We start from the raw sequence: 12,839 nt of genomic DNA, 5'->3' as shown, positions 1-12,839 counted from the left end.
CATCCATCTTCCTGGAGCACTTCGTGAGCATTTCCTCGGTTCCATCGCACACCTCTTCGGCGTTTCGTCGCATCTTCGTGACAGGCCCCCGGTTGCGTAAAGGACTGGTCGCCATCGCGTACTCGAACGGTAAGCCGTGGCACCCGCTGAGCTATCCCATGTTCACGCGCAGCGACGCCCTACAGTTGTGCGAGGCCATCCCGGGGCTGTCGTTCGACTCAAGCCGCGATGCCTTCATCCACGTGGAGCAAGACCAGGTGGCCTGCTTCGAAGCCGAGCCCCACATTTGGAACGGCAAGCTGGTGGATCTTTATGCTATCGGCCCGGGGTGGGGCTGGCAGCTTGCGCAAGACGACCGCGTACCGGCGGCGCATAGCGAATCCCTGCATGTGAATGTCCGTCCTGCCGCGCTGGCGTGGATCCAGACGCTGGCGGACGATGCCAGCGTTGCACTTGGCGCATTCTGTTCCTTCCTGCTCTCCGGCTACATCGAACAGCGTATGGAGCTTCAGCATGCGCTGGATCTGACGCCCTTCGACGCGGTACTTTGCATCGCAAGCAAGGCGCCTGTCGTTCCCAACGTCGTACGTACCGCGGTGCAGGTCGAGGAATGGATCGGCATCGTGGATGCGCTCGTACACCTCGCTGCCGACGGTGCATTTAACACCTTGTCTCGTCAGACCCGGCGTGAGCGCATTGTCGAAGCGATGCTCGACCAGTTGGCCCGCGAAGTGGGCCAGGTCTGACCTTAACTACTTTTCTCAACCCCTGCGGGGCATGTCCCGCAGGGGAGTGCTCCGTCAACTCAAAGGAGTGCTTCTCTCATGCCGCAAATCACCCTTTCCTGCACGCAGGTTGCATCGCTGGTCGCCTTCTGTGACGCTGCCAACTCGGCGACGTTCTATATCGCCAAGGATCACGGCGCTTATGTTGGCTACAGCACGGGTGATACACCCGACAAGCGATGTGTTTTCTACTTCAAGGGTTGTGATCCCGCGAAGGACGCGGACTTCTCGGAGAACGCCGATCGCATCTTCGGTGGCGATGATGTCGGTGAGTATCTGGAGGTGTCTGACTTGCGAAAGGCGCTGGAGGAACCCGTGGCCGCAAAGGTTCGCATCACACTGACGTCTCGATCGATTCGTATGGACTTCCTGGCATGAGGCCTTGTCCTGAAGCCAAGTGTATGGGCCGGCTGGCCTTGCGTATCTAGGGCGTGCATTTCCCAGTCTCGCAACGCGCTATTCTCCGAGCCTCAGCGGTTGCCGTAGGGCGAGGGCGCTGATAATATTTCAGCACCTTCCGCGTCTCCGACGCATCGATCCTTCCGGTTGTATAGCCGGACAGCTTTATCTTCTCCCACCTACGGGCCTTCCTGCCCGTAGGCATGTTGGCCCCCAATTTTCCCAGAGGCCATCATGTTCAAGCGGTTCGCTTCGCTTCTTCTTGCTTCCATCATTTTTACCGGCTGCGCTGCTCAGCAGACGTCTCCGAACAGCTACCGCAGTTCGGAAGCGCTTCGCACGGGCTCCGCAGAAGTCGTGACCGTGGTTCGTCTGCGTCAGGTAACGATCGTGGACAGTGACGGCTACTCGTCGGCCAACAGCGGCGTTCCTGCCATTGTTGGTGCGCTGGTGGGTGGGGTGCTCGGTGCGCGTGTGATTGGCGGCGGGAACGGCCGCTACGTCGCGGGGGCGATGTCCGGCACTGTATCCGCGGTGCTGGCACAAGGCGTCGCATCGCAACTCAACAGGCGTGCAGGCGTGGAAGTCATTGTCCGCAAGGAGAATGGCACCCAGATCACTGTCACGCAGGATGCAGATCAGCAGTTCGTCACCGGGCAGCAGCTCTACCTCGTGTCGTCCGGCAGCGGCTATCGCCTGACTCGCTAAAGGCCGTCTCCACAGGCGACCCCAACTTCTTTCAATCTCCCGCACGGGGTTCCCGTGCGGGACCTCTTGCGCCTACCGGAGCATTCCATGCCATCCGTTGCAGACGCTCAGATCAGTTTTTCCCCCGTCCTGACCGAGGACAAGTCGATTGCGGAAGTCCTCCATCAGATCGAGGATGCCCTCCGGGGTACCGAGCTGGAACCTGAATGGATCAGCACTGCCAACTCGCTGGGCGACGACAACGAAGCCATGTACGGTCCGAGGCCGGATCGCGGTTGGCCAGGTGCAAGCGATCGCCTGGCTATTTCCCTCTACCGAGGGTGGTCAGAAGGCTGGATCATTTATGTCGATCACATCTTCTACATCGGTGAGTCAGTCAGCCGCAAGGCAACTGTGCAAAAGCTCTTGGTCTGCAAAACCCTGACCCGGCAGTACGGTTGGGACGTCCTCCGTGCGATCTCCAAGATGCTGGATGTCACTTGACTTAGCAAATGCAAGCCCGAGAGGGTTTGCCCAAGCCCAGAGGCTTCGGCAAGCTGCTTTCATCCGCTTTCACTCGCGTCAACGACGCATCGACCCTGTCCGGCATTGTCCGGACCAACCCAGCTGGGACACTCGTCCCGCAGGGAGGGGGTGTCCCGTTCTAACTCAGGACATCCCATGAAACTCCCCAAATCCTTTACCCATCGGCATACGCCGATCAACCCTGCCGTATGCGAGGTCATCCGTCAGGATGCCTGCCGCCTGCTGCGCCGTTTTGCAGGCGACATGGCATTGCGCCCGCGTGATTTCACCATCCGCGAGCACCGCCAGCGTCGCCGCGATGTGACCGTGTTCGCTTTGCACACGGAGTCGTTGCTGATTGAGATTCGCCATCCCACCGACACAGGGGGCGGCGTGTGCATGTCGTACCGAACCTGCCGTGGCCGCGATGATTTGACGGGCGGCCGCGACAATGCTGTGTGCTTGGCGTCGCTGGCGAGTGGTCCTGACTATGCCGATCTTGTTTCTACGCTGCGCGTAGTGGCAGGACGGCGCGGTTGACCGGAGCGTTGCATGAGCCAACTCATTAAGGTCACCTTCACCTCGACTTCAGGAGAGGAGACGACTGGCTTCGCGACCTTGCTCAAGAACGACATCGTGGAGTTGCCCAAGCGCATGGCATTGCGCGTTTCGACTGCTGCCGACGCAGGCGAAGGTTATGTCCTCGTCGCGCAGTACAAGGGCAAGGCGGCGCCTATGATCCATATCGCGGGCCCGAGCTATCAGTTGGACAAGAAGCACGCGATCAGCGACCCGTGGACCAAACGTGTTGCAGAATCGTTCCGCGATCCGAACACAGACCAGTCGCAGGCTTATGGCCGGTACTGTCATACATTGTCTGCGGCGGCAGTGGTAGGCCTTGTCGGATATGCTGCTGGTCGGTCGACCTGGTCGATTACCGTCGTCCTTAACTGTGCATGCCTAGCCGTCTTGGCTGCGGTATTATTGGTCACAGGCGCAACGTTTTTGAAAGGAGATAAGTGATGTTTGGTCCATTTGTTCTGGTATTTGGATTGGGCATTGCCGCCTTCTTTCTTTGGGTTCAGCGCAATGCAGAGCGCGAAGAGCAACTCAGGGACCTAGACCGGGAGGGTTGACCAGCCCCTTCTCAGCCAAATTCTTCTCAGGAGCCGATCCGTCGGCTCACCGCTTGGACGCATCCCTCGGGATGCGTTTTTTCTTTTCTGACTCAAGCAGGCGTCAACCTGTTGGACGCGGCGCCCGCGCTCAGCATGACCGCCTGAGTTACAGATCCATTCCGACCGCCGGGGCGCCTCCCGGTGGGGTGCTCCGTTACACATTCTCATGGAGCATCTGAATGCATCGAATTTTTCTCAGTCGCGCACAGGCGGAGGAGCTCGTCGCCTTCTGCAAGAAGCACGGCCAAACTACCGTGCGCGTCGCAAACGATCACGGCGTCTACGTAGGCCAAACCTTTGGCCAGGACCAATGCTTGTTTTACTTCCCTGGCTGCGATCCCGTCGAAGACCCGTTATGGCGAGAGCTAGTGCGGGATCGGCTTTGGGACATGGAGATCTGTGACGAGGTGGATGTTGAGCATTTCGAAGAGGCTCTGGAGGAAGATCCCCCATATCCATTCGTCCGTGTCGCGATTGAGCAGTTAGGCACGGTGGTCGACGGCATGTGTCAGCTCCCTCGGCGTGGCATGGGCATTCCCCCGCGCCGGCCTCGGCCTTCTAAGAATCGGAAGAAGGTTCACAGGAAACGCTCCTAGCTGGAGCCTCCGGTTCTGGCTAGCTCATCAACACGCGCATCGTGCGCAACCTGGTCTTCTCACTTACCCATCGGGGCATGCCCGACGGGCGTGCTCCGTGACTTTCAATGTGGAGCACATGCATGCATCGAATTTTCCTCTCCCGCGAGCAAGCCGAAACTTTGGTTCTCTTTTGCAAGCAGCGAGGTCTACGCGACTTCCGGGTCGCCAATGACGATGGTGTCTACGTCGGGCAAACGTACCGCGAGGAGAAATGCATCTACTTTTTCCCGCGCTGCAACCCGGCTGAGAACCCTCATTGGCGAGACATTGTGCGGGACTGGCTCTGGAATATCGCAATCTGCGACCTTCTCGAGATCAGGATGTTGGAGGAGGTCTTGTCTGAAGACGCTACGTACGCCTCCATCTCCATCAGGATCGAGCTACTGGGCACCGTAGTGGAAGGCTTCAGCACGCTGCCCCAACCGCGTAGGCGGTATCCCTCGCTATCGTCCCCGTCATACGAACGTCAACCGCCGCCGGCTTTCGTGATGCCCTCGAGGCGAGCCTATCGGTACATCTGATCGGCGCATCTGATCAGCGACGCACTGCTGTGTCCGTCGATTCGTTCCTTCGCCTTATCCAGTTCCTCACTGTCGCGCCCCCCCGTGGGCGCGATCAACTTTTTCCATATACCCACACGGGGCGTCGTCCCGTCAGGGCGATTCCCCTATCAAAGGAGTCCCCTGATGAGTCCCCTGATGGACGTTCATGTCTATGCCATTGGCTTGGCCAGCTATCCCGCCGGCGTGAAGCTGTGTGCCACCGTGTATGAAAGCAATCTGCGCGCGGCAATCTCGCTCGTCTGCGCGGATGACGGCATGCCTTATGGCGCGCTGTCAGTGAACCTGTCGGACATCGAGCTCGCTGATGACGAAATCTTCGTCGCTGCGGACTGGAATCTGCCGGGCGAGCTGAAGGCTGCATTGCTCGAGACTGGCAAGTTCGCGCAGGCAGGACGCTGGAACCAGGTCGGCCACGGTCGTGGCGAGATCTGGCGCATTGCTGATCCCGTGCTGCTCAGTCAGATCGCGGCCGTGCGAATCGTGGGCAGCCGCAGCAAGTCGAAGCGGCGCGCTGCAGTCGCTGCCTGAGTCGCTGCATGAGTCGTTGCCTGAGTGGCTGCCTGAGTCGCCATTTTCTTCCAACCCTTTCGGAGCACGCCCCGAAAGGGCGTGCTCTGTCTCTGCAATCCCATCGCTACGTCTCACACCAGCACGAGCATTGCAATTCATTGCGTTTCCACTCCCTCCCCATCTGTCCCGCGACCGGCGTCATCCAGCGATAAGCAATGACCCCGTCGTACGCGAGCCATTCCATTTCAAGGAGCAGTTCCATGTCCCATCTCGTTCAAACCATGGCCTACGCTGGTGCAACACCCTGGCACGGCCTAGGCAACCGCCTGCAAGCTTTCCAGCCGCTCGACGTTTGGGCCGAAGCCGCCGGCATGAACTGGCGTATCGAGGAGACCGACGTCATGTTTCGCACCGGCGCGCACGAGTTGGACGCCGTGAAAGCCTTCTCCGAGCAGAAGGTGCTGTATCGCTCGGATTACGCTGGCGCCCCTCTCGACGGTGTCGCAGCGCTATCAGGTCGTCCAGCCCTCGCAGGTGCTCGAGTTCTATCGTGACCTCACCGAGGTCGGTGGCTTTCAACTGGAAACGGCTGGTGTGCTGAAGGGCGGCCGCAAACTCTGGGCGCTCGCGCGCACGGGCCAGTCGACCACGCTCGCCGGCGGCGACGAAGTGCGCGGCTACCTGTTGCTGGCAACCGCCTGCGACGGGACGCTCGCCACCACGGCCCAGTTCACGTCGGTGCGGGTGGTCTGCAACAACACCCTGCAGATCGCGCTCGGCCGCAACCGCGGTGCGGTGAAGGTACCGCACCGCAGTGAGTTTGATCCTCAGGCGGTCAAGGACGAACTGGGCGTCACCATTTCTTCGTGGGATGGCTTTATGGTTCGCATGCACGAGCTGGCCGAGCGCAAGGTCAGCCACACCGAGTCTGAACGCTTCTTCCAGCGTCTGTTCACCTACTCGTGGACGAGGCCGGGAGCGGAGGGCTCCGTGAAGGTGAACGACCGCGGCGTGAAGGCCGTCCTGAGTCTGTTTGAGGGAAACGGGCGCGGCGCGACCCTGCAATCGGCTGCCGGCACCGCATGGGGCCTTGTGAACAGCGTCACGGAGTACGTCGACCACCAGCAGCGCGCCCGCAACCCGGGAAACCGGTTGAACTCAGCATGGTTCGGCGCGGGCGCCGCACTCAAGCAGAAGGCTTGGGATGCCGCGCTCGAGCTAATCGGATGAGCGAAAACCGGGATGCGTGCTTCACCAAGTCTTAAGTGACCACTGAAAGTGCCGTTGAATGGTGTTGAAGTGGTCGTTTCGGGCGAAGGCCCCGGCTAGGTCCGGGGCCTCTTTTTTGGTCGCGCTATGCAAATCCCTATCGAAGACGTACTTGGTCAGACTGCCATCGTTTGCGAAATCGCACTGGTGCTCTGTGTATATGCACTGTCTCCAACGGTGCGCCGGGAGGTGCAGCAGTTGCTCTGGCGAGGACGCGGCGCAGCTAAGGCTCGCACGGACGCCGATCCGCTGGATGTCGTCATCGCGGATCTGCCGCGGCAGGGGCTGCGTCACAGAGTCGATGAATGGCGCGCGGAGACGCGACGGGGTGGCACCGGGCTCGGGTTTGAAGACTGGCTTCTTCGGATAGCGATGCCCGCGGCCGTATCCCAGTCCGGGCTGCGCATCTGGCAGGACGGCCACAGCTTCGTCATCCACCACGGCGCGCGCTATGTGATTTTTGATACGGTGCGTGGGACGCGGACTTTCGAATGTCGTATTGACGGACGTTTGCCCGTCGTTGCGTTTATCGACGATGAGGGTCGTAGAGGCCCGTGGATCATGATTCCAAAGCTATTCACCGTGGAGGAGATTGTTAGCATGAAGCCCCAAACTCTGCCCTGAACAAAAAACCCGACGAATCGCTCGTCGGGTTTTTTGTTGTCCGTCGCCGGAAACAGTACTGTTTTAGGGGAGCTTACTGCGGAAATAGGATGAGCATGCTTATGCGTTTGTGGGTTCGGGCTGTGCCTCGACGGCGCGGCCTGGCGTAACCGGTGCTTCGTATCCGATGCCGGCGACGCGGGAGATCGTCCCTTCGAGCGCTGCATTGGGTCCAAGGCGAATGGTGCCGGCATAGGCGATGCGGCCTTTGACCTTGCCATTGATGTGAAGGGAGACGCGTGCGATGACATCGCCCTCGACAGTACCGTCGAGGAGAAGGTGATCGCCCTCGACGGTACCGCGAATCAGACCCTCAGTCCCGACATGAACGAGGCCCTGTGACGATCGCAGGTCGCCGCCTACCAGCCCGAGGCAACTGATGCCGTGATCCGCGACAACGTCCCCATGGATGCTGAGGCCTGCTGAGATAAGGCTGAAGTTTGCTGTGGACATGGTTCAGAAAAGCTTTATCTCGTTACGACGCTGCTCGCTTGCGTGTGGCGCCTGCGGTGTCTGCTGCGTTGGCGTGGCGTGGGTCTGGAAATTGGATGTTGGCGTTGTTCTTGTGGGCGCTTGGGGGGACACAGTGGGAGTCTTTGTCGGAGCCTTTACCCTGGGGGCGGCCGCGTCGGCGCTGGAAGCTGGCGTCTGCGCGACAGGTGGTGCAGGCGCTGTGCTTGCGACACCGGCAATCTGTTGCGCGGGGACCGCGGCGCGCTGAGGTTCGATGGCATCGCGCTCGGGGATAGTCACAGATGCTTTCGGGGGCCATTCCTCGGCTTGGGGGCTCCCGCCCTCGGTAGGAGTACCCGATGTACCTTCCCCGGCTGGGCCCTTGGTCACCGCCGTTTGTGCGTCACGCTTGCCACCAGACGCGGCCCACCTGCCAATGGGGAATGCGACCGCTGTAACCAGAAGCATGACGACGACCAAGCGCTGCCATTCGGGAAGCCGACCCCACATCGTTGTTGTGTTCGTGCTAGCCGCAGCTTCCTGCGGTTGCTCGAGCATCGGCGTGCCATGGCCGCGGCTGGGCATGTCGATCGTAAGCGGTGGCTCGGCGTATCGCGCGTGCAGGCGAGCGATTTCTTGGATATCCATCAAAGTCCTCTGAATGAGAAGGATCAGCGGTTCACTTCGAGCAGCTTGCCGTCGCGGGAGAATCGGTCGTTGTCGGGGATGCAGAGGCGGTGAATCGCGCGGATGTGGCGACCCGCCCCGAGAAGCGCATCGTCCTTCTGCGCGGCATCGATGTTGCCGGCCATGTAGGCGCCAAGGACGTTCGCGAACAATTGATCGTGCTGGTTCAGCAGGCGGATCAGCCGGCCGGCCAGGGAGTTGGTGACGACAACCTCGCGCTTGTCGTAGCGCAGACTCATGCTGCGGCGCCGGAAGCTACGGGACCACGCAAGCTTCTCGTCCATCCACGTATTGGCGTCGCGAAAGCGATTGTCCAGCGCGAGGGTCTTGCCCTTTGTCGCGACGCTCATCTTGGACGCGATGAAGTTGTAGTCGCTGCGCAGGAAATTGCGCACGAAGTCGGAACAGTAGGTGAGCACCGTGCCGCTGTCCGTGTGCGGAACGATTCTGGACACACGGTCCTGGCTGAGCAGTCGCCGGATCGGCTTGGGCCCGCTGTCTGGAGAAGGGGTTTGCAGGGAGATGCTGCTTTCCTGGAGGCTGCTGTAAGGTTCAGGCGACTGCGACTGAACGTCAGGCTCCGTCCCCCGAAAGTGGGGATCACATGATTCGGCCATTTTTCCGTACGTATGTAGAACTCTCTCGCAGGAAATTGTCCGACACAAAAGCTCACCATCGGGCGGTGAAAGCTATACGAAATTGCTGAGCTTTCTGACTTTTTCTCCGGCGAGAATCTGCCACAATCCTTTCCATACCCCGCGTCACTGACGCATCGACCTGACTCCTTGCGAGTCCATTCTCTGCATCAAGTCGTGCATCTGCGCACGCACCGACTGGTTGGCTACCAGTGTGGATATTCCTTGTGCTAAGTGTTTTCGCCGAACACTTCCCCTCATCAGCTCGTAATACGCGTCTTCGCTGTGCCTCTTCGTGAGTGCATGCGGGACACTGTTCGAGCCTGGGACCATGTGGATCTCTCTCAAAGGCCCCTCCTAGGCAGAACGGCAGACGTCGAGCCGATCCGTGAACCTGCGGCCGAACCTGTGGGTTCGCGAAAAGGGTTGTTGTGCAGCGTGACCGTGCTGCACGAGGGCGACTTTACGTCCTCAACATAGAGCAGCGCGCATCAGTGCGCCGCTCCCACAATGCCACGCCCCCGGAAGGGGCGTGGCGTTGCTGGTATCTGAATCGACAAGCTCGCTGCCGGCGCAATCCGGAGCGGGCTTTTTTTGTTTCTGTCTGGTGAGAGACCTCGATCTTCCCTTCCTGAGGAGATGCTCATGCACCAGAACGAGATTACCGCCGCGATCGCGGCAACGCTGGACCTGCGCCGTCCGCAATACAAGGACATGCCGCAAGCCTGGCGAACACTTTGTGAGGCGTCTCATGTCGCCTGTCTCTCGGAAGCCGCGCAAGCGGACTTCCTCAATCGCGTAACGACCCAGCGCGGGGCCGACACAGCCCTGCGCCTTCGGGAGCATGCTGCGTCCATCCGCGCGAGCGTCGTTCAATTCCTAGTGGAAAGGAAAAGGAACGTATGCATGCACCCATCACCTACAGCGAGCCCGGCGAACGCCGAAGCCTCCTAGAAGAGCGGCCCATGCGGCCGCCCATCATTGGCAAGATCCGTCCTGGCATCAAGGTGCTGACCAAGGCCGCGCGCGAGAGTCCTAAAGCCGTAGCCCTCCACGACGCGCTGCTCGCGCAGGGCAAGTCGTTCGAGCAAATCGGGACCGAGATTCAGCGCGCCACTGGCATCAGGACTGCGCTGGTTCCCAAGAACGTTCCGTGGTTCACGTGCCGCGGTTCGGACTTTGCGAATGCGGCAGTCGCCGAAGACATTGTTCAGCGCTATGGCGAAGACCGTGGCGACGGCCACGGATTCCGCTTGTGGCGTTTTCCGGTGATCTTCGCGTTTGACGACTGGCTGAGCAATATGCCTAACCAGCTCGTCGCATGGACCCAGAGCGGGAGGCAGTACTTCTCCGAGTACGGCAGCGATGGCCGGCGCTACTGCAAGATGTATGCGCCACCCGAGCGCGATGCACGTGCCACACGTGCTAAACGACTGTGGGGCGGCCGCACAGTGATCCTGCGCCAGGACGACGACATACCCGACGGCCTTTGCGACCCGCAGCACTGCCCCCAGTATCAGGGCGGTGGTTGCAACCTCTCCGCCAGCTTCTACTTTGCCGTGCCGCACGCCCCGGGCCTTGGCCTCATCGAGATGCCCACGACCTCGATTTACGTTTTGCAGAAGGCGCACGCCGCCATGCAGACCGTGTGGATGGCACGCGGCAAGCTGGTGGGCGTCAAGTTCTGGATGTCGAAGCAGGAGGTCGAGATCAGTCGGATAGATGAGAGCGGCAAGCCGCTGCGCCAGATGCAGTGGCTCATCATGCTGGATGCGGAGATCGATATCGGTGCGCTGCTCGATGGGTCCGATCGGGCCGCCCCAGCGCTCGAGCTCGCTACGCAGGCTGTTGCGGTACTTGAGGGACCTGTGGCCCCCGATGCCGATACGGTCCAGCCTGAACGCGTCATTGAAGGGTCGCCAGAGCGACCGCTCGCGGACACCTCCGACGGTGACGATATCGAGAGCCAGTTCGAGGATCTCGTGGCCCGTCTCGGCCTCGCCGCCGAGGAAGGTCGGAATCAGCTGCGTGTCTACGCTGCGGTCGCGTTTGGCAGCGGCTGGTCCAAGCGCGACCACGACGTTCGCAAGCTGCTCGAGGAGATGCGCACCGCACTGGCCGACCCGCTCGCGTTTCACCAACAGATCGCCGTGATCGCGGCAGACGTCTCAATGTAAGTCCGCCCGCTTCGTGCCGGCATTTCGGGGGAAGCCACGTGGCTTCCCTTTTCATTTCCTGCCGCAATGCTGGCACATTTCCTTGGAGGTACATCATGCTCAAAGAAGGCGAGAGCCTGCTCGTGGGCCATTTCTCGGATCTGCACTATTCACCCGGCAATCTGGTCGAGGCCGACCGTTGTTTTGGATTTGCCCTTGAGAACGCTATCGCGTCCGGTTGTCACGTCGGTGTGGTGTCTGGCGACTCGACCGATCATCGGCTCGATGCCCACACGCCTGCACTGTCGGCGCTGGCCCGCCGTATCCACCAACTGACGGCTTACATGCCAGTGCTCATGCTGCAGGGCACCTTCAGCCATGAGCCGCCCGGCACGCTGGATCTGTTCCGGCTGATCGGTTCGCGCCACCCGGTGTACGTCGCCGATCGCATCCATCAGGTTGCGCTCTGCGCGGGGCAATTTGTGCCGTCTGACGGTCCGGTCTTTGCGCCTGCGGAGATCGATGCCCTTCATGCGCAGCATGGCATGCCGGAGGTCGTATTCACCTGTGTGCCAACCGTCAACAAGGCAGTCCTCGCGGCGGCGGCAGGTATCGCCAGTGCCGCCACGGCGGTGGGCGACCACCTGGCTAACTATCTTGCTGCCGCCGGCGCCGTGAATCGTCAATGGCGCGCACAGGGCGTGCGAACGATCGGCGTCTCGCATGGCACTGTCAACGGCTGCCAGACCGAGCACGGCGTTCCCATGGCAGGCTTCGATCACGAGTTCACAATCGGTGCACTGTTCGATGCTGAGTGCGATGCGTTCATGCTCGGCCACATTCATCGTGCCCAGCAATGGGAGCGTGAGTGCAGGGTGGTGGCGTATCCGGGCTCGATTGGTCGCTTCCACTACGGCGAGATCGGCGCGAAAGGCTATCTGCAATGGCAGATCAGTGTCGGGCAGACCACGGCGACACAGGTGCGGACGCCGGCGCGCGAGACGGTATGCGTGGACTTCGACGGCCCCCCCGACATGGCGAAGCTCGCGGGGGTCGCTGCCGACGCTGCCGACAGGTTCGTTCGCGTGCGCTGGACGGTCAACGAAGAGCATCGCCAGTTGGTCGATCGGGACGCCATTCAGGCGCTGTTCAGTGCCAGTGCCGAGGTCAAGCTCGAGGCGCGCGTGCTACCAGCCGTTCGGAGCCGGGCAGAAGGCATCAGCCGGGCCGCCACATTGCCCGAGAAGCTCGGCCGCTGGTGTGAGTTGACGGGTGTGGAGGCAGATCCGCTGATGGACAGCCTGTCGATGCTCATGACGCTCGATGCGCAGTCGATCGTCGATCAGGTGCTTGCCGGCTTGTCAGCGCAATCAGTGCGGAAGGAGATCGAAGCCTCCGACGTTGCTGTATCGATCCAGACCACGACGCCCGTCATGGCGACGCTGACCGACATGAAGCTGGACGATGACGGTCCAGAGGATCTTGCGATCCCGGCAACGGACAGCGCAGTGCTAGCGGCCGATTGGCTGACCGATGACCTTTTTGCGTAGCGATACGCCAACCACTCGAACATGAAAGCCATGTTCCGACAGCCTGCGAGGCTGTCGAAATCTGGTTTATCTGGCTTTACCCGCGCCGCAGGCGCATCGACCCCACAGCATCCCTTTCCTTCTCTTACCCAGACGGGTGCC

At 60.9% G+C, this 12,839-nt stretch carries 14 protein-coding genes and 1 pseudogene; 12 read left to right on the top strand and 3 right to left on the bottom strand.

Translation table 11 applies throughout. From position 1 onward, the window contains the following. Nucleotides 1-23: 23 nt before the first annotated feature. From LDO41_RS30555 to LDO41_RS30525, 7 genes are all read left to right on the top strand, one after another. On the top strand, nt 24-746 hold the full coding sequence (locus LDO41_RS30555) for a hypothetical protein (protein ID WP_223995099.1): 723 nt from the start codon (nt 24-26) through the stop codon (nt 744-746). Nucleotides 747-824: 78 nt separating this feature from the next. After that, the gene (locus LDO41_RS30550) at nt 825-1,163 is read left to right on the top strand and encodes a DUF3085 domain-containing protein (protein ID WP_223995098.1); all 339 of its coding nucleotides are present in this window, start codon (nt 825-827) and stop codon (nt 1,161-1,163) included. A gap of 255 nt (nt 1,164-1,418) precedes the next feature. Then, complete coding sequence (locus LDO41_RS30545) at nt 1,419-1,892, top strand: outer membrane lipoprotein (RefSeq protein ID WP_223995096.1); 474 nt, start codon at nt 1,419-1,421, stop codon at nt 1,890-1,892. Between the two features lie 87 nt (nt 1,893-1,979). Then, entirely contained in the window at nt 1,980-2,375 is a 396-nt protein-coding gene (locus LDO41_RS30540) for a hypothetical protein (protein ID WP_223995094.1), read from the top strand. A gap of 177 nt (nt 2,376-2,552) precedes the next feature. Next, the gene (locus LDO41_RS30535) at nt 2,553-2,936 is read left to right on the top strand and encodes a hypothetical protein (protein ID WP_223995092.1); all 384 of its coding nucleotides are present in this window, start codon (nt 2,553-2,555) and stop codon (nt 2,934-2,936) included. Nucleotides 2,937-2,948: 12 nt separating this feature from the next. Further along, nucleotides 2,949-3,419 carry a hypothetical protein gene (locus LDO41_RS30530; RefSeq protein WP_223995090.1) on the top strand — a complete coding sequence of 157 codons (471 nt, stop codon included), beginning with the start codon at nt 2,949-2,951 and terminating at the stop codon, nt 3,417-3,419. Nucleotides 3,420-4,898: 1,479 nt separating this feature from the next. Then, nucleotides 4,899-5,303, top strand: a complete 405-nt coding sequence (locus LDO41_RS30525; RefSeq protein WP_223995088.1) for a DUF4313 domain-containing protein — start codon at nt 4,899-4,901, stop codon at nt 5,301-5,303. A gap of 106 nt (nt 5,304-5,409) precedes the next feature. Here the strand turns inward: LDO41_RS30525 and LDO41_RS30520 are convergent, their stop codons facing one another. Next, complete coding sequence (locus LDO41_RS30520) at nt 5,410-5,547, bottom strand: hypothetical protein (protein WP_223995086.1); 138 nt, start codon at nt 5,545-5,547, stop codon at nt 5,410-5,412. Here LDO41_RS30520 and LDO41_RS30515 point away from each other — a divergent pair. Both LDO41_RS30515 and LDO41_RS30510 read left to right on the top strand, forming a co-directional pair. After that, nucleotides 5,546-6,515, top strand: a pseudogene (locus LDO41_RS30515) (DUF932 domain-containing protein). The gene LDO41_RS30520 and the pseudogene LDO41_RS30515 overlap by 2 nt on opposite strands. A gap of 126 nt (nt 6,516-6,641) precedes the next feature. Beyond that, a complete protein-coding gene (locus tag LDO41_RS30510; RefSeq protein ID WP_223995084.1) occupies nt 6,642-7,178 on the top strand; it encodes a hypothetical protein in 537 nt (178 codons plus the stop codon). Nucleotides 7,179-7,277: 99 nt separating this feature from the next. On the opposite strand, the gene LDO41_RS30505 is transcribed toward LDO41_RS30510, so the two are convergent. Both LDO41_RS30505 and LDO41_RS30500 read right to left on the bottom strand, forming a co-directional pair. Further along, a complete protein-coding gene (locus LDO41_RS30505) occupies nt 7,278-7,670 on the bottom strand; it encodes a bactofilin family protein (protein WP_223995082.1) in 393 nt (130 codons plus the stop codon). 671 nt (nt 7,671-8,341) lie between these two features. Next, nucleotides 8,342-8,812, bottom strand: a complete 471-nt coding sequence (locus tag LDO41_RS30500) for a hypothetical protein (RefSeq protein ID WP_223995080.1) — start codon at nt 8,810-8,812, stop codon at nt 8,342-8,344. An 825-nt stretch (nt 8,813-9,637) separates the two neighbouring features. On the opposite strand from LDO41_RS30500, the gene LDO41_RS30495 reads away from it, so the two are divergent. The 3 genes from LDO41_RS30495 to LDO41_RS30485 all read left to right on the top strand — a co-directional run bounded on the left by LDO41_RS30495 (nt 9,638) and on the right by LDO41_RS30485 (nt 12,698). Then, nucleotides 9,638-9,946 (top strand): DUF7696 family protein, encoded by a 309-nt coding sequence (locus LDO41_RS30495; protein ID WP_223995078.1) that lies wholly within the window; start codon nt 9,638-9,640, stop codon nt 9,944-9,946. Continuing rightward, nucleotides 9,895-11,169: a recombination directionality factor gene (locus LDO41_RS30490; protein WP_455423748.1), complete on the top strand. Its 1,275-nt coding sequence runs from the start codon at nt 9,895-9,897 to the stop codon at nt 11,167-11,169. The genes LDO41_RS30495 and LDO41_RS30490 overlap by 52 nt, the downstream gene beginning before the upstream one ends. 95 nt (nt 11,170-11,264) lie before the next feature. Then, entirely contained in the window at nt 11,265-12,698 is a 1,434-nt protein-coding gene (locus LDO41_RS30485) for a metallophosphoesterase family protein (RefSeq protein WP_223995185.1), read from the top strand. The last annotated feature ends 141 nt before the right edge of the window (nt 12,699-12,839 follow it).

The sequence above is a fragment of the Cupriavidus pampae genome (genome assembly GCF_914271485.1).
GTDB classification, from domain to species: Bacteria; Pseudomonadota; Gammaproteobacteria; order Burkholderiales; family Burkholderiaceae; genus Cupriavidus; species Cupriavidus pampae.
The sequence above is the reverse complement of the archived record's forward strand: the minus strand, read 5'-3'. Positions and strand labels throughout refer to the sequence as shown.